This is a genomic window from Mucilaginibacter sp. KACC 22773 (assembly GCF_028736215.1).
GTDB lineage: Bacteria > Bacteroidota > Bacteroidia > Sphingobacteriales > Sphingobacteriaceae > Mucilaginibacter.
Genome location: NZ_CP117883.1, coordinates 6374395 through 6398017 on the forward strand (window position 1 = coordinate 6374395; position 23623 = coordinate 6398017).

Below are 23623 nucleotides of genomic sequence, written 5' to 3' on the forward strand. Positions count from 1 at the left end.
GGATTGCTTCGTACCTCGCAATGACGGATGGAAGATAGAACGCCCCATTTACGGCTTTGCACTAACCTTATATTTTGCCGTACGGGCATCGCTGATAACGCCTTTCCAGTTTAAACCGTAACCAAAATCATAAACATGGCCCTGATCGTCGGTATAGCATTTCATATCATGGGGTACATCTTCAAACTGCTGCTCTACGGTTTTCATATCTGCAGGCATTTGCAGCGGTAATAATGCCGATGGTTCGGTTTTGCCGGTGAGGATATCTAATGTAGCCTGGCCCTGCACACCAAAATCCACCACAATGGCATTCGCGTTTTTTTCAAATTCAGAAAACACCATTGGGTTGGCCATATTTACCGATACAATAACAGGCTTGCCTTTCATTTTCGCATAGGTATCATTCACCATTGCCATGTCGGTAACGTTAATGGCTGTTGCTGATTTATCCTTGTAGGTCCGGTTGGTAAATTTTTCTAACGGGTCGCCGCCGGCTATGCTTGTGGCGCGGGCATCAACCGCTTTGTATTCGCCGTACTGCAGGCTGATAGGTACGTAACCCGTACCGCCGTTTTTGGCATCCTGGCTATTGTAACCACCACCGCTATTAGGGCTATTGATGAATACCAGGGCATAATCGGCCTCCTCGGGATTTTCGGTTACCTTGAAATATTTTTTCACAGTTTCCATATTAACCGGGTATTCTAATTTCTCGGGAGTTTCCATTCCCAGGAAATTGCGCCCGGCGGGGGTGAACTTTTTAGGCACGTAAACGGTTTTGCCGGTTTGTAATGGTAAAACGTTGCCTTTATTTTTAAGCATAACTATTGATTTAAGCTGAGCTGCATAACCCGCATTCATAAATTCGGGATTGCCGACAACAGCTTTAGTAGCTTCGGGATCTAAATACGGGTTTTCAAACAAGCCTGTCCTGAATATATTGCGCAGCAAGCGTACAGCCGATTGTTCAAACCTTGCCCGCATAAATGCTTCTCCGTGGTCCTTCACGCCCATCTGGTAAGCTGCAATCACAGGTGCAACCTCGTTGTTACCGCCAAACTGGTCAACACCGGCCATCAATATTTTGTAATGGCGTTGCGCCACCGACAAGCCCTCTACTCCCCATGACTTTCCCGACAGGAAAACATTTACAGCGGTTTCGTCGCCGGTAACCAGCCAATCGGTACAAACCACCCCGTCAAATTTGTATTTTTTGCGCAGCAGGTCGTTAATGATATAAGAGTTATAATTGTTGGCAACGTTCTCTTTATTTTTGGTATCCTGGTTAAAAGATATGGTATAGTAGGGCATAACTGAGGCAGCCATACCTGTTTTTCCATTCAGCTTAAAAGCCCCTTCGGTAAAAGGGATTAAATGCTGCTTAAAATTATTACCGGGATAAACCGCGTATTTGCCATAGCCATAATGCGCGTCGCGGCCACCTTCACCCGCGCCGCCACCAGGCCAATGTTTTACCATGGCATTAACGCTGCCATAGCCCCAGCCGCCGTTAATTTCTTTATCGCCTGTGGATGTCTGAAAGCCATCAATGTAACCCCGCGCCATATCGGCGGATAACTGCGGGTCTTCGCCAAAAGTACCGCTTACACGGGCCCAGCGTGGCTCGGTTGCGATATCTACCTGTGGTGATAGCGCCGTGGCAATACCCAGAGCCCTGTATTCCAGAGCTGCTATATGACCAAAGTTTTCAACCACCTTTGGATCAAATGTTGCCGCGAAACCTAACGAGCCGGGCCACATAGAAATGGCGCCGCCAGCCCCTGCATTATACTCGGCCGTGGCAACGGTGCCGTGGCGCGGATCGGAACTGTTATTGTTGGGTATACCCAATCCTAAACCTTCTACAAACGCCTGTGCGTTATTATTCCATTGCGCTGCAATTTCGGGGCTTTGTACCGATGTTATGAGCACATGGCGTACATTATCTTTTTCTAAAAACTGTTTCTGCTGATCGGACAGGTCATAGGGGTTGGCACCGCTCTCGGCAAATACTTTACCGCCATAAGTACCTTTAAATGGGCCAGCGGGTGCTGCCGGTATGGGCTGGTGCCTGCTATATAACATCAGCCCGGCAATTTGTTCTACACTCATTTGCGATGCGAGGTCCCTGGCCCGCACGTCAACAGGCAAGCGCCAATCTTCATATTTATCCAGCTTGCCGTTTTTGTTCAGGTCTTTAAAAGCCAGGCCATCAACCGTTAATATCTTTACGCCCGATGTGGTGGCATAACCCAGTTGCTGCCCGCCGCTATTGTTTACAAAAACAATATCACCCGATTTTTTCTCGGTCCATTTAGTTTGAGCCATAGCGGCGGTTGCAGGCAGCAGCCAGAGCAACGCGATAAATTTGAATTGATTTGCCATGAAGATTGTAATTGTTTGGTTTGTATTTATAATTGCCTTGTACCTGTAAAAGCCTTTGCAACCGTAGTCGCAAAGGCTTGATAGTTTAGTTTAGTTAATATATGTGCGAAAAAACGTCATTGCGAGGCACGAAGCAATCCCCGACATGCTAAGTCCCACATAGTTTGGGATTGCTTCGTGCCTCGCAATGACGGGAGTGAACAGTTATTTCAGCTTCAACTCATTGATAGCGACCTCCGGGGTCAACGCTTTAACCACTTTTTCAACGGTAATATCCTTGGCCAGCTTAAACGAGGCTTTTTCTTCTATCTGTCTTGATGATGAACCAACCCTAACTTCATATTTACCGGCATCGGCTATCCAGGCTTCGCGGCTGGTGTAAAAAGATGCCAGGTCGGCTGCTTTAATGGTAAAGCTTAAGGTTTGCGATTCGCCGGCTGCCAGTAGTCGGGTTTTAGCAAATGCCTTTAATTCCTGCTCTGGTTTATCAATATCTTTTTTAGGTGCGCTCAGGTATAACTGCACTACTTCTTTACCTGCAATATCGCCTGTGTTTTTAACCGTTACAGTAGCCGTAATGCTGCGCATAAAGTTTGGGGAGCTCAGCTTCAGGTCACTAAATTTAAATTTGGTGTAAGATAAACCGTAACCAAACTCATAGGCCGGTTTTACTTTGGCGGCATCATAATAACGATAGCCAACATAAATTCCTTCCTCATAAGTAACAGATTCGGGTTTAGCTGCGGGCGTACCCGGGAAATTATTTGCCGATGGCACATCTTTATAATCCATTGGGAAAGTGGTGGCCAACTTACCCGATGGGTTAACCATGCCGCCTAAAACATCGGCAATGGCGTTACCTGCCTCAAGGCCTGGCTGCCATGCCAGCAAAATACCATCTACCTCATCGCGCCAGCTGGCAACATCAATAACACCGCCAATATTTAACACTACAACAACCTTTTTTCCCTTGGCATGGAAAGCATCGGCTACACCTCTAATCAGGCCTTTTTCGGCATCATTTAAATAGTAGTCGCCTTCCAGTTTCCTATCGGCCCCTTCGCCGGCATTTCTGCCGATGGTGATGAGTGCTTCGTCGGCACCGGCAGCTTCATCGGCCACCATGCCATTTACATCCATTTCGGGAATTGGAGCAGGATGATCAAAGAAATTTTTAGGCTTGGGTTGTTTTAGCTTCATATCGGCCAGGTAAGCAGCGTAGCTGCCTGATAGCTTTTCCTGCACTTTAAAACCGGCGTTTGTTAAACCCTGCATCAACGATATGGTGTACGCCTTGTTAACATCGCCGCTACCTGTGCCGCCTGCAATAATATCATAGCTGGTATTGCCAAATACAGCTATCCTTTTTGCAGGATAAAATGGTAAAGCATGATCGCCGTTCTTAAGCAGTACCATGCCCTGGGCAGCTGCCTCGCGTGCTACTTTAGCATGAGCCGGCAGATCAGGCGCATCTGAATATTTGTATTTGGTGAAGGATGGCGACTTAACAATTACGTTCAGCATCCGTTCTACATTGGCATTCAGCTGCTTGATACTCAATGACCCATCCTTAACCGCAGCCACAATAGCCTCCGACTGGCTTGGACTACCCGGCATAATGAGGTCGTTACCGGCTTTCATTTGCGCCACGGGATCTTTGCCGCCAAACCAATCTGTCATCACAAAGCCTTTCAGCCCCCACTCGTCTTTTAAAACGGTGGTTAACAGGTCGCGTCTTTCAGAAGTATAAGTTCCGTTCAATTTATTGTAGGATGACATTACCGTCCACGGTTGTGATTTTTTCACAGCGATGCCAAAGCCTTTTAGATAAATCTCGCGCATAGCCCTTTCGCTCACAATGGTGTTGATAGAATTACGATTGGTTTCCTGGTTATTGGCCGCATAATGTTTTATAGAGGTACCTACGCCGTTTGACTGAACGCCGTTTACAATGGCCGCAGTCATGTTACCAGCAACAAGCGGATCTTCGGAGTAGTATTCAAAATTACGGCCACCAAGGGGATTGCGATGGATGTTCATGCCTGGCGCCAATAAAATATCCACACCATATTCGCGCACTTCGTTACCAAAGGCAACGCCTACTTTATTTACCAATTGGGTATCCCAGCTGCTGGCCAATAAGGTTGCCACCGGGAAAGCAGTGGCGTAATACGTTTTTGATTTATCGCCATCGCGGATAGGTTCGATACGTAAACCTGCCGGGCCGTCAGAAACCGTCATGGATGGAATTCCCAAACGTGGAATAGCATGGGTACGGCCCGCGGCACCCGGAACCTTTTCGGGAATGTTATAAGCATCAGGATCTGATGGAGGCAGTTTAAATCCGCCAATATCTATTGCTTCGGGCTTTTTGCCCTTTACAGGAGGGGGCATACCTGGCATTTTAAAACCCATGCCTACAACCAGCTTTGATTTTTCTTCCAACGTCATCGCAGCTACTATCTGCTTTACATTGTTTGCCCGCAACTGCAGCGGTTGTTTTTTGGTCTGGGCCTGTACAGTTGAATTAAAACTGCCGGCTGCCCACATAATTACAATAGCAATACCAGATCTGGAGCTTATTTTCATGATTAAGGATTAAAAAAGAGTGCTTAATAATTGGTTACAACTGGTTTATTAACAGCAAACAATAGCATTGTGTCAATAATACACAATAGTATATATTATGTTTTGAAATAGCAAGGGATACGTAAAGATTTTTGCACGGCAGGCCGTTAGCATAATTTAGTTGAGCTTGCAGCTTCTAATAAAAAAACGGGCCCGGAAAGCAAAAAAGACGCCCGTTAGAGCGTCTTTTCATTAGTTGCTATTTGTTTTTTGAAATTTGGATCATCGAAAACCCAGGCATTATTTTTTAGATTTTTACCGTCAAAAAAGAAGCTTATTTTTCAACGGGGTATCAAACATAAGTTTCTCCAGGTAAGTAGTGCGCAGGGCGTCTTTGAGGGCCTGTGCATGTCTTTCATGGTGCATGTCGCTTGATATAAAATCTATCATCTCATTGTCAACCAACAATTCTGCCTGTTTTTTTACTTCGCGACCGTAATAACCTGTTAACGATATTGTGTTTAGTTGCATACTGCAGCCCCAGCCCTTAATATTTTTGAATTGCTCCAGGTCCATATATGGATATCTTTCGGGATGGGCCAAAATGGGTTTATATCCTAAATCGTTCATTTTTTGTAAAACCGGTATAACATTGGGCGGTTTGTTGATAAATGAAAATTCAAACAGCACATAATTATCGCCCATGGTCATAAGCTTGCCTTCATTTACACGAGCCTCAAAGGTTTCATCAAAATAATGTTCGGCAGCAGTTTCAATCGGGATATCTATATTTTCTTTTACCAGTTCGGCTTTCAGTAATTCAAGCGATGCGGCGATGGTTTCGGGCGTGTTGCGATAAAAATCGATCATTACGTGTGGGGTAGCAATGATCTTTTTTATTCCCAGGTCCATCATTTTCCTAATCAGGATTATGGAATCTTCCGGTGTTTGTGCCCCATCATCAATCCCCGGCAAAACATGCGAGTGCATATCAACCATGATCGACTCATAGTTGAAAGTTATCTCCTTTTTTTCCTTTTTGCTTTTAAAAAAACCAAACATAGTTAACGGTTATTGTACTGCCCCTTGTAATATTGCTGGTAGCTACCCGAAGTTACATGGCTAAGCCACTCTTCATTTGCAAGGTACCAATCTACGGTTTTTTCCAACCCTTCTTCAAAAGTAATACTTGGTACCCAGCCAAGCTCGGTTTTTAGTTTGGTGGCATCTATAGCATAACGCAGGTCATGGCCTGCCCTATCAGTAACATAAGTGATCAGCTTTGCCGATTCACCTTCGGCACGGCCCAGTTTTTTATCCAAAATGGTACACAACAAATTAATCAGGTCGATGTTTTTCCATTCGTTATGGCCGCCAATGTTGTAGGTTTGGCCGGCTTTGGCATTGTGGAATATTACATCAATGGCCCTTGCATGGTCTTCTACCCAAAGCCAGTCGCGAATATTTTCGCCTTTGCCGTATACAGGCACAGGCTTGCTTTGTTTAATATTGTTGATAGCAAGTGGTATCAGCTTCTCGGGAAAATGATATGACCCATAGTTGTTTGAGCAATTGGATATTACGGCATTTAGACCATAAGTATCCTGGTAAGCCCGCACAAAATGATCTGAGCTGGCTTTGGATGCCGAGTATGGCGAATGCGGATCATAAGCGGTTTCTTCGGTAAACATCCCGTCTTCGCCCAAAGTACCATACACCTCGTCGGTTGATACGTGGTAAAAACGGGTTTGATCATAACGGTTTTTCCAGCTTTCGCGCGCGGCATTCAATAAATTAACCGTACCTACCACGTTGGTCATCACAAATTCCAGCGGGTTGGTAATGGAGCGGTCAACGTGCGATTCGGCTGCAAGGTGAATTACAGCATCCGGTTTTTCGGTATCAAAAAGATTATTTATAAACGCAAGATCAACAATATCCCCTTTAACAAATCTGTAATTAGGTTCGTTTTCGATATCTCTTAAGTTTTCGAGGTTACCGGCGTAGGTTAGCTTATCTAAATTGATAATATTATAATTGGGGTACGTTTTCACAAAACGGCGCACCACGTGCGACCCTATAAAACCTGCACCACCCGTAATAATGATTTTTCGCATTTGCTGAATTTTAGTTTATAACGGATTTTGAGCTATATACTTCTCCCATTCCCAGGCCGATGACATCATGGTTTCCAAGCCTAACTCCGTTTTCCAGCCCAGTTTATTGGTTGATTTGGTTACATCGCCCCAAACCTTTTCCACGTCACCGGCACGGCGCGGGCCAATCTGGTAATTTACTTTTACACCGGTAGCCTTTTCAAAAGCGTGAATTACTTCCAATACCGTACTGCCCTGTCCCGTACCAAGGTTAAACACATCGTAGCCCTGGTAGTTTTCACTTTCGGCCAATTTTAACGCAGCAACGTGTGCTTTAGCCAAATCAACCACATGAATATAATCGCGCACGCAGCTGCCATCCGGGGTGTCATAATCATTGCCGAATACTGTTATTTTTTCGCGTTTGCCAATGGCGGTTTGGGTAATAAAAGGCACCAGGTTTTGTGGTATGCCAATTGGCAACTCGCCAATAAGCGCGGTTTCATGCGCGCCAACCGGGTTAAAATATCTTAATGATACTACTTTGTAACTACTGGTACCAGAAGCTATCATATCCTTCAAAATCTCCTCGGCAATTTGTTTGGTATTGCCATAAGGCGACTGAGCCGGCTGCACAGGGGCTTCTTCTGTTACCGGCAATTGCGCCGGCTGGCCATAAACGGTACAGCTTGACGAGAACACGAAATTTAGCGGCTTACCATAATAGGCGTCAAGTAAATTGATAAGCGAGTAAAAATTATTGCGATAGTATTTCAATGGCTTCTCAACTGACTCTCCTACTGCCTTGAATGCAGCAAAGTGAATGATACCGGCAACGTCAGGCTCGGCAACAGCCAGCGCTTTTACGCCCGCTTCGTCGCACAGGTCGAGCTTATGAAAAACCGGTTTGTAGCCGATAATTTTGGCCAGCTGATCTAAAATTTTAGGATCTGAGTTTGATAGGTCGTCAACAATAATGGGTTCATAACCTGCATTTACCAGTTCGACAACGGTATGGGAGCCAATAAAACCGAGGCCACCGGTCACTAATATCTTCATTTTTAAGTAGGGTATATAGTAAGCCATAAAGGTAAGCAAATGGATGAATTTACATACCTTCTTTTACTAAACAACCACCTTTTACTTTATTAAAAGGTGGTTGTTTAGGTATTGTTTACAGAAAGACCATTTTTTACTATTTATTATAGTAAGTAAAATCTTTATGATTTATTTCGGTTTCGGGCAGCGATTTAAAGTAATCCAACGTGATCTTTAAACCTTCGCTCCGGGATACTTTTGGCTCCCAGCCTAAAATGGCCCTGGCCTTGGTAATATCAGGGCGGCGCTGTTTAGGATCATCCGTAGGCAATGGCAGACTGATCAACTGCTGATCGGTACCAGTTAACTTGATAATCTCCTCGCCAAATTGTTTTATGGTGATCTCGTCGGGATTACCAATGTTCATCGGCTGCGCGTAATCGCTGTGCAACAGGCGGTAGATACCCTCAACCAGGTCGTCAACATAGCAAAATGAGCGGGTTTGCGATCCGTCGCCAAACATGGTTAATGATTCGCCCCGTAATGCCTGGCCTATAAAGGCAGGCAATACCCGGCCATCGTTCAGCCGCATCCTTGGCCCATAGGTATTAAAAATACGCACGATACGGGTTTCCAAACCGTGGAAGGTATGGTAAGCCATGGTAATAGCTTCCTGGAAACGTTTGGCTTCGTCATAAACACCCCTTGGGCCAACCGGGTTTACATTGCCCCAGTATTCTTCGGGCTGAGGGTTCACGTTCGGGTCGCCATAAACCTCAGAGGTAGATGCAATGAGCATCCTGGCGCCTTTTGACCTTGCCAAACCCAGCAGGTTATGTGTTCCTAATGAGCCAACCTTTAAGGTTTGGATAGGGATTTTCAGGTAGTCTATCGGGCTTGCCGGCGAGGCGAAGTGCAGGATATAATGCAGCTGGCCCGGAACAAATACAAACTTGGAAACATCATGATTGTAAAACTCAAAATTTTCAAGTTTGAACAGGTGCTGGATATTGCGCAAGTCGCCCGTGATCAGGTTATCCATGCCTATTACATGATAACCTTCTTTAATAAACCTGTCGCAAAGGTGCGAGCCTAAAAAGCCCGCAGCCCCGGTAATTAATATTCTTTTACGTTCTGTCATTAACTAACTACTTTACGTCCGATGCTGCTGTAATAAAAACCATAATCTTTCATCCTGTCCAGATCGTAAAGATTACGTCCGTCAAATATAACAGGTGCTTTTAACTTTTCTTTCATAAAATCAAAATCCGGGGTACGAAAAACCGGCCATTCGGTAACAATCAGCAGCGCATCTGCATTTTCAAGGGCCGAATACCTATCTTTTGAATATTCAATTTTATCGCCAAGCAATTTTTTAACGTTTGGCATGCCTTCCGGGTCATAGGCGGTTACAGTTGCTCCTGCAGCAATAAGGTCCTCAATGATATATAAAGCCGGCGCTTCGCGGATATCATCGGTCTCGGGTTTAAAAGCCAACCCCCAAAGGGCAAAGTGTTTGCCTTTAAGGCCATCGGTGCCATAATACTCGCGCAGCTTAACTACCAGGCGTCTTTTTTGTGTTTCGTTAACTTCCATTACCGAGTTCAGGATCTTGAACTCATATTTATTTTCCTCGGCTGCTTTTGAAAGGGCCTGCACATCCTTAGGGAAACAGCTGCCACCATAGCCAACACCAGGGAACAGGAAGCGCTTGCCTATACGGGCATCGGCGCCTACGCCTTTACGTACCATATCCACATCGGCGCCTACCAGCTCGCACATGTTGGCAATCTCGTTCATGAACGTTATTTTGGTGGCCAGGAATGAATTTGCCGCGTATTTTGTAAGCTCGGAAGAGCGTTCATCCATATAAAGGATAGGGTTACCCTGGCGTACATACGGGGCATATAAATCGCCCATAATCTGGCGGGCTTTTTCGTCCATGGTACCAATAACTACCCTATCCGGTTTCATAAAATCTTCAACAGCTACACCCTCGCGTAAAAACTCGGGGTTTGATACCACCGCGAAAGGCACATTGGTATTGGCTTTTAGCACCGCGGTTACTTTATCAGCGGTACCTACGGGTACGGTTGATTTAGTTACAATAACCTTGTACTCGGTAATAAGCTTTGCAATATCCTTTGCAGCACCAAGCACGTAACTCAGGTCGGCAGAGCCATCGGCACCCGGAGGCGTAGGCAAGGCCAAAAATATAACCTTTGCCGGCTCAATAGCTTCGGCAAGATTGGTAGTAAACGTTAGCCTTTCCTGTTTTATGTTCCTGGTAAACAGCAAATCGAGACCTGGCTCATAAATCGGCATTTCGCCGGCACGCATCTTGTTTACTTTTTCTTCTACAATGTCAACACATATAACTTCGTTTCCGGTTTCGGCCAGGCAGGTTCCGGTTACCAATCCAACATAGCCAGTACCGATTACAGCAATTTTCATAGTTTATTTGTTTTTTTAAGTGTTTAGTATTTTGTTCCCGCGATAATGCAAAACACAGGTTTCATCCGCGCCGGGCGATTAATTATTACAGTATTGGTTTTTGTTACTAATTTTAAGCCTTGCTAATATACGATTCATACGCTAAAATGATATTATTATATACTATTGGGTTACGGTTCTATTTTATAGCCATTTACATAGCTTCACTATTTAATCAAAAAGCAAGCCAATGGATAAATGGCCGGAAAAAACAAAAGCTTATACGGATTGACAGCAGTATTTGGTTTCATTTTGCATCGTTAGGCGAATTTGAGCAGGGCAGGCCTATATTAGAAGCGATAAAGGCCACCTATCCGGGCAAAAAGATAGTGATTTCTTTTTTTTCGCCATCGGGCTACGAGATCAGGAAAAACACCCCCCTTGCCGATTTTGTGTACTATTTACCATTGGATACTGCAAAAAATGCCAAACAATTTATTGATGCCATACAGCCCGAAATGGCCGTTTTTACCAAGTACGAGTATTGGTACCATTTTTTTAAGGAAACGCATAAAAGACAAGTCCCCTTGTACATTGTATCGGGAATATTCAGGCCTAAACAGGTGTTCTTCAAATGGTACGGCGGCCTGCACCGCAAAATATTAAGCTTTGTAAGCCACTTTTTTTTGCAGGATGAGGCATCGAAACAGCTATTGCAATCCATTGGTATAACTAACGCCACCGTTAGCGGCGATACCCGCTTTGACAGGGTATGGGCCAATGCCCAACATCCTAAAGAAATTCCCGATGTTGCCGAATTTATAAACGGCCAAAAAGTTTTTATTGCCGGCAGCACCTGGCCGCAGGACGAAGCCTTGCTTGCCGCCCTTCCCGAGCTATACCCCGACTGGAAATTTATTTTTGCCCCCCATGAAATTGATGAGGAAAAGGTAAAGGACCTGGTTAATTTGTTACCGGCAGGATCGGCAATCAGATACTCCGAATTAATTCAAAATTCAAAACTGCGAAGCACTCTTGGACACCACGAAGAAACAACAACTGGTGAAAAATTCAAAATTCAAAATCAGGAGCTTACCACTCAGCATTCGCCACTCACAACTCACAACTCAGCCACCACCCTGGTTATTGATAATATCGGCATGCTTTCGTCCTTGTACGCATATGGCAGCATCGCTTATATTGGGGGAGGGTTTGGCGTGGGGATACATAACACGCTGGAAGCAGCAGCGTTTGGCTTGCCCGTCATCTTCGGCCCCAATTATCAAAAATTTAATGAAGCAAAGGAACTTATCGCTTTAAAGGCCGGGTTTAGCATCAGTGATTTTAACCAGCTTAAAGGCATTGTTGATACACTGGTTAATGATGACGCTTTTTACAATATTACAAGCAAAAAAGCAGGCAATTATGTAAGAGAGCATACCGGCGCAACCCAGATAATATTGGACCATATCATAACGCTGCCATCCACCTGATAACATAGGCCATTTAATCGACGGCATCGCATAAAAAAGAGACCTGACTTTTTTAAAGCCAAGTCTCCTTTTTTTATTTCGAGCGCCCAGGAAACTACTTTGCCTTTTTAGCCAGGTCTGCCAACGGCATGGTTGTCATGCGGCCAATTACTTTTTTACCACGATACGTTATCACCCTCAATTGCGTGGCATCCTTAGGCGCATCAATAGGGGCCGTGTACTTAGGATAAAAATTATCGGGGAACGAGTTATCAAAACTATAATAGATATCCAACCCGGGTGCCTCGCTGGTAAGGGTTATTTTAAGTGTATTATCCGGATTTTTAGTAGCGCTGAATGAAGGATCATACACACTTGGCGCATATTTGGTTTCGGCCTCGTCAAAGCGTTCAAAATGTTTTTCAACTTTGCCAAAAAAGTAAGGCCAGCTTTTTTTCTCTTTAGGCGACCATACCAGTTCGGCAATGGCCATACCACGCGGCCAGGTCATATATTCGGCCTGGCGTATGTTATATACCTGCTCTGTCCACAGGTTGGCTTGTGCGCCTTTTATCAGTTTGGCATCTACGCTATCCGGCACCGGCTCATATTCATAAGTTTTGTTCAGGCGTAGTTTGGCATAAACTTTGGTTTCGTTTACATCGCTTTGCATATAATCCAGGTAGGCAAATGTTGTTGGGCTCATCACTACATCGTGACCCATTTTGGCTGCTTCAATACCGCCTTTAACACCCCGCCAGCTCATTACAGCTGCATTAGGCCCAAGGCCGCCCTCCAATATCTCGTCCCATCCCATGAATTTTTTCCCTTTTGATTCTACTATTTTTTCAAGCCGTTTTTCAAAATAGCTTTGTACCTCCTGCTGGGTTTTCAGGTTTTCTTTCACCATCAGCGCCTTAATAGCCTCGCTTTGCTCCCAAAAGTTTTTAGCGCATTCGTCGCCACCTACATGGATATAACCAAAGGGAAAAAGCTGGGCAATTTCGGTCATCACCTTATCCAAAAAAACGTATACGTTTTCATTGGCCGGGCAAAGGGTATTGTCTACAATGGCGGTATTATGCGGCCCGTTCCAGTTCATAAACGGCTCGCCGGAGTTTACTACATATTTATCGGCTCCGGGCGTGCATGACAGTTCAGGATAAGCTACAACCGCGGCAAGGCTATGGCCGGGCACATCAACCTCGGGCAAAATATTCACAAAGCGGTCCTTGGCGTACTGTACAAGTTCCTTTATATCTTCCTGGGTATAAAAGCCCCCATAGGTGCGTGGCTCATCAGCAGCCGGCGGGGTAAATGTACCAAACTGACCAACCTTCTTCACATTATAAGCGCCAACTGTAGTTAGCCTGGGCAGGCTTTTAATTTCAACCCGCCAGCCTTCATCGTCGGTTAGGTGCAGGTGCAGCAGGTTAAGCTTGTATTTTACCATGTTATCAATATACTGCTCCACCTCGGCTTTGGTAAAAAAGTGGCGGGCAACATCAAACATCAGGCCCCGCCATTCAAACCTTGGGTAATCGGTTATATCAACCGCGGGGGCTGTCCATTTAATACCTTTCACAAATTCTTTACTTTCTATTTCCTTTGGCAGTAACTGCATAAAAGTTTGCACGCCATAAAATAAACCGGCGGGCGCATTTGCTTTTATCACTACTTTTTTTGCCGTCACCGATAGGTTATAACCTTCGGCACCAATCAGCGGGTCATTTTTTTTATTGATAACAAATTTTATGGATGCTGTTGGTGCAATATTTTTTACCGCGATAGCAGTGCCTGCGGCAGTGCCAAGCTTCTTTTTCAGGTACGCTATAACAGGGGCCAGCTGGGCCTGGTTGCCAGTTTCCAACACAACAATCTTAGGCAATACAAATTTGCCCGTTTTTTGAGTAACCTTAACAGGTTCGGGGATGATAGACAAGGCATTATTAGGCGCCTGGCCAAACGATAAAAAATGCAGCCCACAGCAACCGAGTAACAGGAATAATTTTTTCATAAAGAAAGTTTGGTTTTGAAAGCGTTTATAATTGAAAACGTTACGCAAATTATACTTTTTAAATAATATTAAAAAGTATTCCAGGTAAAAATTGTGTTTCACACCATTATACCGCTAACATCAAAAAAATGGTGGACTGTATAGCCCTGAACGTTTAACTTATCGGCAATAAAAATTAAAAATGTACGCCATAGCGCGGTAGTTTTATGCCAATGCTACAAGTGCGTTAATGCGGCAATTATATGCCCAATTTAAATCATAAAAAAACTATTTTATAACTAATTAAAAAAACCGCCGGGACAAATTCAATTGCGTTTTATATTAATATTAAGGGGCTGTTAATCTTTAGTTTGCCCGGTGTTTTTTATTTTTATTATGTACCTTAACGAGGTAAATTAACCTTACGCGCAGCATTATAAAATCACTAAAACAAATTAATCAACCCAAACAATCCTTATTATGCAAAATGTTTCTTTTTACTCTACAGCCATTATTGCATGGCTAACCACCTTTGGCGTTAATTTATTAAGCGCCGCGCTTGTATTGGCTATTGGCCTTTATATTATCAAATGGATAGGCCGGTTACTTACCGCATCAATGGCCAAAGGAAAAATTGATGTATCGCTTCAAACATTTTTGGGTAGTGTAATGACGGCCGGTCTAAGGGTTTTGCTCCTGATAACCGTTGCCGGTATGCTGGGCATTCAAACTACATCATTTGTAGCCATTATTGGCGCCCTGGGCCTGGCAGTAGGCCTGGCGTTACAAGGCTCACTGGCCAACTTTGCCGGCGGTGTGCTTATCCTGATTTTTAAACCATTTAAGGTAGGCGACATTATTGATTCGCAGGGCCAAAACGGCGCAGTTATCGAAATCCAGATTTTTAATACCATATTGCTTACGCCCGATAACAAAACCGTTATACTGGCAAACGGGGCCGTATCAAACAATACCATTGTTAATTATAGCAGGCATGGCAGCATCCGGGTAGATATATCATTGGAAATTGATCCACAAAATGATATGGACGCCGTACGTAAAATTGCCATAGACGCGTGCCTTAGCCATCCGCTTGTTTTAGCCGCCCCCTCTCCGGTTGTAAACCTGTCTAAAATAAACGAAGGCAAAATTGGACTTGGCGTTTGCCCCTTTACCAAGGCACAGGATTATTGGACAGTGCTTTTTGGCGCCCAGGAGCTTATCAAAAAGGCTTTTGATGAGCATAAAATAGGCATACACTCTCCACATTTGTTTATTACCCAGGTGGCTGGCGCTACAACAAAAGCCTGATTTTAATTAAACTTTAAAACGACTATATACATAACAAAGCCCGGCAAAAAACTGCCGGGCTTTTGATTTGATATGGTATAGGTGTTGATTTTTAATTATTCGTCTACATTGTTGTCTTCTTGTGCTGCAAGTTCCGTTTTGCTTAGCAGCCTGGCGCTTTCTGCCAGTTTAATAAATTCGGCGCGATACCCCTCGGTGTCCTCGCCTTTGGCGGAACGGGCCATTTTAATAGCCTGTTCATACCCGGAATTTTGTTTAAACTTCGAATCGCGCAGCAGCATGCCAATTTCGGCAACAGCGGCGGCAAATCTAAAATCGGTTGATGTTGATTTCAGGTTGATTGGCTCATCTTTAACCGTAACCTGGCTCAATTTGCTTTTTAATGATGCTGGTTCTTTGTACCTGAATTTGATGGTCATCATTTCATCGGAAGCATTTGAATAGGCAACCGGTTTAGGTTTCTGATATTTTAACGGATCGACGCTGGCCGAATAATCATCTTTTATGCCCGCGGGCACTATTTCATAAAAAGCGGTAACCGTATGGCCCGAGCCCATATCACCGGCATCTTTTTTATCGTCATTAAAATCCTCTTTGGCCAGTACCCGGTTTTCGTAACCAACCAGGCGGTAGGCCTGTACCTTGGCGGGGTTAAACTCCACCTGTAGTTTTACATCTTTGGCAATAGTAAATAAGGTACCGCCAAATTCGCTTACCAGGGTTTTGCGGGCTTCGGTAATGTTATCAATATAGGCGTAGTTGCCATTGCCTTTGTCGGCCAGGGTTTCCATCTTGCTATCCTTGTAATTACCCATGCCGAAGCCTAAAACCGATAACGAGATACCGCTTTCCCGTTCGCGCTCAATCAGTTTTTGCATATCATCATCGCTTGATGCGCCTACGTTAAAATCGCCATCGGTAGCCAAAACCACCCGGTTATTGCCATTTTTCATAATGTTTTGTTTGGCAATCTGGTAAGCCAGCTTAATGCCTTGTCCGCCGGCCGTTGATCCGCCCGCGCTTAAATTATCAATGGCATTGTTAATGGTTTCCTTTTTATCGCCGCCGGTTGCAGGCAGTACTACACCCGCCGCGCCTGCGTAAACAACCAGGGAAACTTTATCCTGTGGCCGCAATTGGTTAACCAGCATTTTTAATGACGATTGTACCAAGGGTAATTTATTAGCCTCGTTCATTGATCCCGATACATCTATTAAAAACACCAGGTTTGATGCCGGCAGTTTTTCGGTAGCTATTGTTCTGGCTTTAAGGCCTATGCGCAGCAGGCGGTGTTTGCTGTTCCATGGGGCTGCAGATAATTCGGTATGGATGGCCACCGGGCCACCATCTGTTGGACCCGGAAGGTTGTAGGTAAAATAGTTTATCATTTCTTCAATCCGCACTGCATCTGCCGGTGGCAACTGGCCGTTATTGATAAAGCGCCTTACGTTGCTGTACGAAGCCGCATCCACATCAACAGAAAATGTAGAGAGGGGCTCGGCCGATACCGCTTTAAAACCATTTTCTTCGATGCCTTTGTAGCTTTCATCGGTAATCACAGGGGCCGGCGCCTGCATTTTGAAATCGGCATTAGCCGAATACCCATAAATGGCAGATACTTTATCTGCTGCTACAAGGCCGGATGCTTTACCGCTTAGGCCTTTGGCCTTGTATGATTTTGCAGATATACTGCTCACACTTCCTGTAAGGTCCTTCCGTTTTTGTATCCCATAACTTGTTACCACAACCTCGTTCAACTGGTTCGACGTTGCATGAAGGTAAATTTTCAACACTTTGCCTTTACCTGCTTTTACATCCTGCGTAGTATACCCAATAAAGCTGAATGTAAGCACGGCGTTGTCATCCGGTACAATGATGGAATAGTTGCCTTTGGCGTCGGTTTGTGTGCCAAAACCAGTGCCCTTAAGCACAACCGATACCCCGGGTATGGCCGAACTATCTGCACTATCATATACGGTTCCGCTAATGCGGTGACTGCTGTTCGGCTTAAACCCAGTTAAACCGGTAAACAATAAAATAATTAAAACTAACTTTCTCATGCTTCGTTGCTTTTTTATGAAGATGCAGGCGGAGGATAATTTCCATAAACCGTTAAAAAAATTTATTTTGCACCTTTTTAATGACCAATTTTATTAAACCAGGCAAAACAGGCACATCAACGGATGACGAACTGCTTAACATTTACCGTAAAAACGGCGATGTTGCGGTTTTAGGACAACTATATGAACGATATATGGGCCTGGTTTACGGCGTATGCTTAAAATACCTGAAAGATGAAGATGGCGCCAAAGATGCTGTAATGGGTATTTTTGAAGAGTTGGTAGAAAAGGTTAAGAAACACGACATCAGCATATTCAGGAACTGGCTTTATGTATTGGGGCGCAACTATTGCTTAATGCAGTTAAGGGCCGGCAAAAAGCTGGATGTAATTAATTTAGATGATGTTATGGAATTTACCCCATTACTGCATCCTGATGATAATAATCGCGAAGAAGCCTACAAAGCTTTAGAAGTATGTATTGATAAACTGGCCGGTGCCCAAAAACAAAGCATCGATTTATTTTATTTACAAGAAAAGTGTTATAAAGAAATTGCCGAGGTAACAGGTTTTAGCCTGAACGAGGTAAAAAGTTATATACAAAACGGCAAACGTAATCTTAAAATTTGCCTGGAGAAGAGCAGTGAACACTAAAAAGGCCGACATATTGCAAGTTAGAAAGTACCTGAACGGGGAACTTGATGCCAAAGCTATGCACCGGCTGGAGCATGACGCGCTTGATGACCCCTTTTTAATGGATGCGCTGGAAGGTTTTGAATCGGCCCCCAAAGACCAGCAGGCCAATCTTGCCGACCTTACCGCAAGACTACAGCAACGTACCGAACAAAAGAAAGGCCGCGTAATATCATGGCAGGTATGGTCAATAGCGGCATCGGTTCTTATTGTGCTTACCATTGGTGGCTTGTGGATAAAGAGGAACTCGCCGGAACAAGCAAAGCAACTGGCCGAGTTACAAAAAGATAAAACACAAGTTGTCGATAAAGATACCGTGGCAACGCCGCCACACCATTCCACGCAGGAAACCCTAATGGCAAATAATGCAGCAAAACAACCTGTTTTAACCAGTGCCGACAGGCCGACTGCTACCCGAAAATACGCTGCTGGTAAATCGGTTTATCAACAGGAGATATCCGCCGACGATAATAAAAGTGCCGCCCCTGCCGGGGATGTATTTAAAAAAGTCCCCCAGGTTGCCGAACCAGCAACCGAGCCTAAGCAGGAAAACAGCTCCATAAGCGAAATGGTGGTGATGAACTACACCGACAGCAAAGCGAAAGCGGATAGCCTTGCGCTGCTTGCCAAAAAAGCCCGCGAAAAAGCATCCAACCCCGTTGAATCTAAATTAACCGGAAAAGTTGCCGGTTTGGAGGTTATTACCTCTAAAGATGCCAAAACCCAGTTTGGATATAGCAGTATTAATGGCCTTATAATAGGCAAGGGCGATAACATGCCGGTTGTTGGCGCAGCTATACGTATCCAGGGCACCAACAAGAGTACAGTGACCGATGTAAATGGTTACTTTAGCATGCCTGTTACCAAAAACAACGAAACGCTTGATATTGCATCCATAGGCTACCAGCCAAGGCAGGTGAGCGTAAAACGTGGCGATAGCCTTAAAGTGGTACTCAACCCGGATAATGACGCCCTTGCCGAAGTTACAGTTGCAGGCAACGATAAAGTATCAAAAACAGTTGCAGCGCATCCGCAAGGCGAAATGGCAGGCTTAAAAAAATACCTGCAGGCAAATGCTACCGTGCCCGAAGGTGATGCTACCGGAACCGTATCGGTACTATTTACTGTAAACACCGATGGTACTTTAAGCGATTTCAAGATCAAAAAAAGCCTTTCGGCCGTTGCCGACCAAAAGGCTATCGACCTGATAAAAGCCGGCCCAACCTGGGTAGGCAACAGCAACGGCAAACCAGAGCAGGTTACCGTTAAGGTTAAATTCGCTACGAAATAGAATCAGGAGTCAAGAATCAAGACGAAAAAAATACCTATTTGATTTTATAGGTATCCGCTTAAAACATTCCTTAATATTTCTATCAGTTCGGGGTCGTTAAATTGATAGTTATCTTCAATATCAAGGACGGTTACCTGTTTATTGTTTAAATTGAAACGCTGGTTAAGCAACTGTTTATGTCTGCGCTCCATCACAAATACAACATCGGCCCGGTCAATCATTTTTTGGGTTATGCGAATACGGGCCTTGTCGCTGGTACCGGCCGAGCAAGCTGTATGTTCGGGGTGATTTTTGAACAATAACTCGGCTGTTGGACTGCGCCATTGGTTTTTACTGCAGATGAAAAGGAGGTTGGCCAATGGTAATTATTCTCCTTTAAATGCGGGCGAAATGCGGTAAATGATGGCCAGCACGAAAACGGCTATCGATAGGTAAAAAATCCGGCTCCCCTGCTTGCGGTCGTTTTCATTGTATCCATAAACCTGTTCGCCATCCGGGAGTGTCTTTTTGTATGTAGACAGGTGCCAGCCTATAAAAATCCCTAACACACCACCTGCCAATGCAAATATATAGCCCACAATTATCCACACGTTTTGCGGCGGGTCAGTTGCCCTTAGTTCTTCCATGCGTTCGGTTCTAAGGTCGGTGAGTATTTTTTCATTAATGGTAACACCGCGGTCAAGCAATATTTTACGGGCCAGCTGGTAATCAAAAGGGCTCCACTCATCGGCTTTTGCCAGCACGTCTGTCAGTTCAGCATCGGTAAAGCCAAATAAATAATGATCTTTATCTGCATGGCCTATGTTTTCCTTCTCTTTATCGTTCAACAGCTGGTTTGCACGCTCAAAATCTTCGGGTTTTATTTTTACAGAGTATTCAACAGTTAAATCGCTGCTCCTGAAAGCCGGGTCAAATACCGCGCTGCTTTCCTTCACGTCGTATTCAATACCGCCTTCTTCAAGCACATCTACAAGAGCGCTGGCCAGGGCGGCATCGTTAAAATGCTTATACTGTATTAGTTCAGATTCCATAAAGTATGAGTGTTCAGGTTTAAATTACAATCCGTTTTTGGGCACCCAGGCCTGGCTTTTAATGAGCCATTTTCCGCTCACGTAACGAAACACAAAGGAAAATGCCCCTTCTTCGTTAAACGGATCGCCGTTAACGGTGCCGGTGTATTCAACAGGAACTATCAGGTAGGCAACTTCTTCGGTCTGCTGAAAAATCTTGATCTTTTTTATGTTTACGGTAAAGTCGTGAATTTTAAAATCTTTAACCGCCTTTTGCACCGAGTTTACCCACTGTACACCGGCCAGTTGCCCGTTCCACGAATAAGGGTTTTGCTCGTCGGTAACCACAGCATTGGGGGCGTACATGTCCGTAACCTTATCAATATCAAATGTGTAAGATGCTTTTAGTACAGTATTGATGGTTTGCAACACCTCGGGGTTAACTTTCTTTACGGTATCTTCGGCGGCCATATCCGCAGCAATGGTTTTTTGACTTGTTATTAAAATCAATAACAAGCTTGTGTACACCATTGTTAATATGCTTTTCCTCATCTTATGCTGTTAAAATTCCTGGCCATACGCTTTTGGGCTTATAAAGTTAAGCATCAATCGTCTATTTAAAAGATAAATATCTGATTAAAAAGCATTATCATATCTATTTTCCTTTAGCATTCATATAATCCAACGTTAAATTACATAGCGCTTTTACACCCAGGGTAAAGCCACTTTCGTCGATATAAAAATCGGGGGTATGGTGCGATGGCGCTTTAAGTGGGTCGGCGCCTTTAGGCATTCCTCCTAAAAAAATGAACATGCCGGGCACTTTTTCCTGGTAAAAGCTAAAATCTTCGGCCCCGGTAACGGGTGGGCGAAGTAGTACATTTTCGGCACCTGCCGTCTTTTTCAGGCTGGGCAGCATTTGCTGGGTAAGCGCCGGATCGTTAAAAGTAACCGGGTAATGGCTGCTGTACGGAATCTTCACCTCGGCAGTAGCGCCCTGTGCTTCGGCCGTTTTTGTTGCTATTTGTTTAACGCGCTCAACCAGCATCTTTTCGTCTGCCGGAGTTAATGAACGCAATGTACCCAGCATTTCAACACTCTCGGGGATAATGTTCGACCGGTTACCGCCTTTTATGGCGCCAATGGTTACCACCGCCGGGTTTTCGGTTATGTTTATATTGCGGCTCACAATAGTTTGCAGATTATTGATGATCTCGGCCGAAACCACAATCGGATCGACGCTCGACCATGGGTAGGCCCCATGTGCCGACCGCCCTTTTACGATGATCTGCAAATCATTAACACCGGCCATTGTGCCGCCCGGGCGATACGCTATTTTGCCAACCTCGGTTTGCGAATTGATGTGCAGGCCAAATACTACATCAACTTTGGGGTTTTCCAGCACGCCTTGCTTCACCATTTCTTCGGCGCCGCCTTTCTGGCCCGGCTCTACCCCTTCTTCGGCTGGCTGAAAAATAAATTTAACAGTTCCGTGCAACTCGCTTTTCATGCCCGAGAGCACCTGGGCCACACCCATTAAAATAGCCATGTGCGAATCGTGCCCGCAGGCGTGCATTACGCCAACCTCCTGGCCGTTATAAGTGGTTTTTACCTTTGAGGCAAAAGGCACATCTGTACGTTCAATAACCGGCAAGCCATCCATGTCTGCCCGCAAAGCAACTACAGGGCCCGGCTTACCGCCTTTTAAAATACCAACAACCCCTGTTGTAGCTACGCCAGTTTGCACCTGGATACCCAACGACTGCAGGTGTTTGGCAATAATTGCCGAAGTGCGCACCTCGTGGTTGCCCAATTCGGGGTGTTCATGAAAATCGCGGCGCCAGGCAATTACCTGGTCTTTAAGGGCATCGGCTTTAATATTTACTTGCGTTTGCTGGGCAAATATTGGTGTTGTAAATAGTAAAAAAACAGGGACGATGCATAATTTCATAGGCGGCAAGTTTTTGAACCGTTAATATAGTAACAAAACACCGGATATTTTAATGTGCTGAGTTTAATTTGAAGCTGATGCCTATTCAACTCAAAATGATGGTAACCCCGGGGCTGCCAACAGGTTACTTTATTGCGGTTAAATCAATATCAAAAACCAACACCGAATTTGCCGGAATGGGGCCTAACGATGCGCCGCCATAGCCCAAAGCCGATGGCACGAACAATATGATATTGCCGCCTTCTTTGATGTGCGGAATGCCTGTTTGCCATCCCTTTACCAACTTGTTTAAGGGCGACGAATAGCCATTTGCCGAATCAAACGGCGGGCCGTTAAGCAGTTTGCCCTGGTAGTTTACTGTAATGGTTGAATTAATAGTAGCTGTAGCCCCTGTACCTGGCTTAACAACCTGGTAATACAGGCCCGACGAATCTTTCACAGCCTTCACAACCGGATTGTTGGAAAGGTAAACCCTGATAAGCGAATCGTCGATCCTGGCCTGCTTCACTGCATCAACATTGGGAGCTGTTTTACAGGATGCAAAGGCGATAACAGAAATAAATAGTACTAACAATAGGTTCTTCATATCATTTTTAAAATCCGGGCGTTTAAAACTACTCAATTATCGCCATAAAAAAAGCCCGGCGATTTATCATACCAGGCTATTATTTTCATTTAAATTTATTTAAGCGCCTGTGGGCGTAAGGTCCACATTAAATATCAACACCGAGTTTGCCGGGATTTTATCTGTTGTAGTAGTACCATATCCGTATTGCGATGGTATCAGCATGATGAGTTTCGATCCTATGCGCACATGCGGTATTACTATTCGCCAACCATAAATCAAGCTTCCTAAGGTGGCGTTAAGGCTGGTGCTCGAGTCAAATACGGTACCGTTAAGTAACGTACCAATATAGCTTCCGGTGATTTTTGTATTAAGCGTTGGATAAGCCCCTCCTCCTTCGCTAATAACCTGGTAGTAACACCCTAAGGTATCTTTCACATTGGTAATCTCGGGGTGGGCAGTAAGATATGCCTTAATTGCAGCATCGTCATCCGAAGCCTGTTGTATTGCGGCACTAATTGTCGGGTCACTTACTTTTGTACACGATGACAGCGAATAGATGGCTAAGGGAAATAGAATTAAAAATAAAAGTTTTTTCATTTTCATACAGATCAGTTAACATTAATAGGGTTAAAAACACTAAACGTTGCAAATTGTGAAAACTTATTTAGGCAGGTATTTAATTCTGGCAAAAACACCGTTGTAAATATACAATCGAAACCGTATTATAATAGCAAACAGAGCACTGTTTTTTA

At 44.5% G+C, this 23623-nt stretch carries 19 protein-coding genes; 4 read left to right on the forward strand and 15 right to left on the reverse strand.

Annotated elements, in window-relative coordinates; genetic code table 11:
• Nucleotides 1–48: 48 nt before the first annotated feature.
• The 7 genes from PQ469_RS26495 to PQ469_RS26525 form a co-directional block, all read right to left on the reverse strand.
• Entirely contained in the window at nucleotides 49–2385 is a 2337-nt protein-coding gene (locus PQ469_RS26495) for a glycoside hydrolase family 3 protein (protein WP_274210369.1), read from the reverse strand.
• A 204-nt stretch (nucleotides 2386–2589) separates the two neighbouring features.
• Nucleotides 2590–4974, reverse strand: coding sequence for a beta-glucosidase (locus tag PQ469_RS26500; RefSeq protein WP_274210370.1), 2385 nt, complete (start codon nucleotides 4972–4974; stop codon nucleotides 2590–2592).
• A 300-nt stretch (nucleotides 4975–5274) separates the two neighbouring features.
• Nucleotides 5275–6015, reverse strand: a complete 741-nt coding sequence (locus PQ469_RS26505; protein WP_274210371.1) for a tyrosine-protein phosphatase — start codon at nucleotides 6013–6015, stop codon at nucleotides 5275–5277.
• Between the two features lie 2 nt (nucleotides 6016–6017).
• Nucleotides 6018–7070 carry a dTDP-glucose 4,6-dehydratase gene (gene rfbB, locus PQ469_RS26510; protein WP_274210372.1) on the reverse strand — a complete coding sequence of 351 codons (1053 nt, stop codon included), beginning with the start codon at nucleotides 7068–7070 and terminating at the stop codon, nucleotides 6018–6020.
• A 15-nt stretch (nucleotides 7071–7085) separates the two neighbouring features.
• Nucleotides 7086–8108, reverse strand: a complete 1023-nt coding sequence (gene galE, locus PQ469_RS26515) for a UDP-glucose 4-epimerase GalE (protein WP_274210373.1) — start codon at nucleotides 8106–8108, stop codon at nucleotides 7086–7088.
• A gap of 136 nt (nucleotides 8109–8244) precedes the next feature.
• Nucleotides 8245–9228, reverse strand: coding sequence for a UDP-glucuronic acid decarboxylase family protein (locus PQ469_RS26520; protein WP_090640500.1), 984 nt, complete (start codon nucleotides 9226–9228; stop codon nucleotides 8245–8247).
• The gene (locus PQ469_RS26525; protein ID WP_274210374.1) at nucleotides 9228–10541 is read right to left on the reverse strand and encodes a UDP-glucose dehydrogenase family protein; all 1314 of its coding nucleotides are present in this window, start codon (nucleotides 10539–10541) and stop codon (nucleotides 9228–9230) included. The genes PQ469_RS26520 and PQ469_RS26525 overlap by 1 nt, the downstream gene beginning before the upstream one ends.
• Nucleotides 10542–10687: 146 nt before the next feature.
• On the opposite strand from PQ469_RS26525, the gene PQ469_RS26530 reads away from it, so the two are divergent.
• Complete coding sequence (locus PQ469_RS26530; RefSeq protein WP_274210375.1) at nucleotides 10688–12013, forward strand: 3-deoxy-D-manno-octulosonic acid transferase; 1326 nt, start codon at nucleotides 10688–10690, stop codon at nucleotides 12011–12013.
• Nucleotides 12014–12107: 94 nt separating this feature from the next.
• On the opposite strand, the gene PQ469_RS26535 is transcribed toward PQ469_RS26530, so the two are convergent.
• Nucleotides 12108–14009 (reverse strand): beta-N-acetylhexosaminidase, encoded by a 1902-nt coding sequence (locus tag PQ469_RS26535; RefSeq protein ID WP_274210376.1) that lies wholly within the window; start codon nucleotides 14007–14009, stop codon nucleotides 12108–12110.
• A 459-nt stretch (nucleotides 14010–14468) separates the two neighbouring features.
• Here PQ469_RS26535 and PQ469_RS26540 point away from each other — a divergent pair, with 459 nt between their 5' ends.
• Nucleotides 14469–15299: a mechanosensitive ion channel family protein gene (locus PQ469_RS26540; protein ID WP_274210377.1), complete on the forward strand. Its 831-nt coding sequence runs from the start codon at nucleotides 14469–14471 to the stop codon at nucleotides 15297–15299.
• A 95-nt stretch (nucleotides 15300–15394) separates the two neighbouring features.
• On the opposite strand, the gene PQ469_RS26545 is transcribed toward PQ469_RS26540, so the two are convergent.
• On the reverse strand, nucleotides 15395–17359 hold the full coding sequence (locus PQ469_RS26545) for a vWA domain-containing protein (protein WP_274210378.1): 1965 nt from the start codon (nucleotides 17357–17359) through the stop codon (nucleotides 15395–15397).
• A gap of 80 nt (nucleotides 17360–17439) precedes the next feature.
• Between PQ469_RS26545 and PQ469_RS26550 the strand changes: the two genes are divergently transcribed.
• Both PQ469_RS26550 and PQ469_RS26555 read left to right on the forward strand, forming a co-directional pair.
• Nucleotides 17440–18012, forward strand: a complete 573-nt coding sequence (locus PQ469_RS26550; protein ID WP_274210379.1) for an RNA polymerase sigma factor — start codon at nucleotides 17440–17442, stop codon at nucleotides 18010–18012.
• Nucleotides 18002–19342: a carboxypeptidase-like regulatory domain-containing protein gene (locus PQ469_RS26555; protein ID WP_274210380.1), complete on the forward strand. Its 1341-nt coding sequence runs from the start codon at nucleotides 18002–18004 to the stop codon at nucleotides 19340–19342. Before PQ469_RS26550 ends, PQ469_RS26555 begins: the two co-directional genes overlap by 11 nt.
• 44 nt (nucleotides 19343–19386) lie before the next feature.
• On the opposite strand, the gene PQ469_RS26560 is transcribed toward PQ469_RS26555, so the two are convergent.
• The 6 genes from PQ469_RS26560 to PQ469_RS26585 all read right to left on the reverse strand — a co-directional run bounded on the left by PQ469_RS26560 (nucleotide 19387) and on the right by PQ469_RS26585 (nucleotide 23468).
• On the reverse strand, nucleotides 19387–19701 hold the full coding sequence (locus PQ469_RS26560; protein WP_090640472.1) for a low molecular weight protein tyrosine phosphatase family protein: 315 nt from the start codon (nucleotides 19699–19701) through the stop codon (nucleotides 19387–19389).
• Between the two features lie 6 nt (nucleotides 19702–19707).
• Entirely contained in the window at nucleotides 19708–20373 is a 666-nt protein-coding gene (locus PQ469_RS26565) for a hypothetical protein (protein ID WP_090640467.1), read from the reverse strand.
• 24 nt (nucleotides 20374–20397) lie between these two features.
• Entirely contained in the window at nucleotides 20398–20904 is a 507-nt protein-coding gene (locus PQ469_RS26570) for a nuclear transport factor 2 family protein (protein WP_274210381.1), read from the reverse strand.
• 103 nt (nucleotides 20905–21007) lie between these two features.
• Nucleotides 21008–22303, reverse strand: coding sequence for an amidohydrolase (locus PQ469_RS26575; RefSeq protein WP_274210382.1), 1296 nt, complete (start codon nucleotides 22301–22303; stop codon nucleotides 21008–21010).
• A gap of 124 nt (nucleotides 22304–22427) precedes the next feature.
• Nucleotides 22428–22889, reverse strand: coding sequence for an FKBP-type peptidyl-prolyl cis-trans isomerase (locus PQ469_RS26580; RefSeq protein ID WP_274210383.1), 462 nt, complete (start codon nucleotides 22887–22889; stop codon nucleotides 22428–22430).
• Between the two features lie 99 nt (nucleotides 22890–22988).
• A complete protein-coding gene (locus PQ469_RS26585; RefSeq protein WP_274210384.1) occupies nucleotides 22989–23468 on the reverse strand; it encodes an FKBP-type peptidyl-prolyl cis-trans isomerase in 480 nt (159 codons plus the stop codon).
• Nucleotides 23469–23623 lie beyond the last annotated feature (155 nt).

Bases quoted from the DNA above. Each gene is read 5' to 3' on its own strand.
- PQ469_RS26525 (WP_274210374.1), bottom strand. From the start codon at position 10,541: ATGAAAATTGCTGTAATCGGTACTGGCTATGTTGGATTGGTAACCGGA.
- PQ469_RS26550 (WP_274210379.1), top strand. From the start codon at position 17,440: ATGACCAATTTTATTAAACCAGGCAAAACAGGCACATCAACGGATGAC.
- PQ469_RS26570 (WP_274210381.1), bottom strand. From the start codon at position 20,904: ATGAGGAAAAGCATATTAACAATGGTGTACACAAGCTTGTTATTGATT.
- PQ469_RS26500 (WP_274210370.1), bottom strand. From the start codon at position 4,974: ATGAAAATAAGCTCCAGATCTGGTATTGCTATTGTAATTATGTGGGCA.
- PQ469_RS26580 (WP_274210383.1), bottom strand. From the start codon at position 22,889: ATGAAGAACCTATTGTTAGTACTATTTATTTCTGTTATCGCCTTTGCA.
- PQ469_RS26505 (WP_274210371.1), bottom strand. From the start codon at position 6,015: ATGTTTGGTTTTTTTAAAAGCAAAAAGGAAAAAAAGGAGATAACTTTC.
- PQ469_RS26520 (WP_090640500.1), bottom strand. From the start codon at position 9,228: ATGACAGAACGTAAAAGAATATTAATTACCGGGGCTGCGGGCTTTTTA.
- PQ469_RS26535 (WP_274210376.1), bottom strand. From the start codon at position 14,009: ATGAAAAAATTATTCCTGTTACTCGGTTGCTGTGGGCTGCATTTTTTA.
- rfbB (WP_274210372.1), bottom strand. From the start codon at position 7,070: ATGCGAAAAATCATTATTACGGGTGGTGCAGGTTTTATAGGGTCGCAC.
- PQ469_RS26545 (WP_274210378.1), bottom strand. From the start codon at position 17,359: ATGAGAAAGTTAGTTTTAATTATTTTATTGTTTACCGGTTTAACTGGG.
- PQ469_RS26585 (WP_274210384.1), bottom strand. From the start codon at position 23,468: ATGAAAAAACTTTTATTTTTAATTCTATTTCCCTTAGCCATCTATTCG.
- PQ469_RS26530 (WP_274210375.1), top strand. From the start codon at position 10,688: ATGATATTATTATATACTATTGGGTTACGGTTCTATTTTATAGCCATT.
- PQ469_RS26540 (WP_274210377.1), top strand. From the start codon at position 14,469: ATGCAAAATGTTTCTTTTTACTCTACAGCCATTATTGCATGGCTAACC.
- PQ469_RS26495 (WP_274210369.1), bottom strand. From the start codon at position 2,385: ATGGCAAATCAATTCAAATTTATCGCGTTGCTCTGGCTGCTGCCTGCA.
- PQ469_RS26565 (WP_090640467.1), bottom strand. From the start codon at position 20,373: ATGGAATCTGAACTAATACAGTATAAGCATTTTAACGATGCCGCCCTG.
- galE (WP_274210373.1), bottom strand. From the start codon at position 8,108: ATGAAGATATTAGTGACCGGTGGCCTCGGTTTTATTGGCTCCCATACC.
- PQ469_RS26575 (WP_274210382.1), bottom strand. From the start codon at position 22,303: ATGAAATTATGCATCGTCCCTGTTTTTTTACTATTTACAACACCAATA.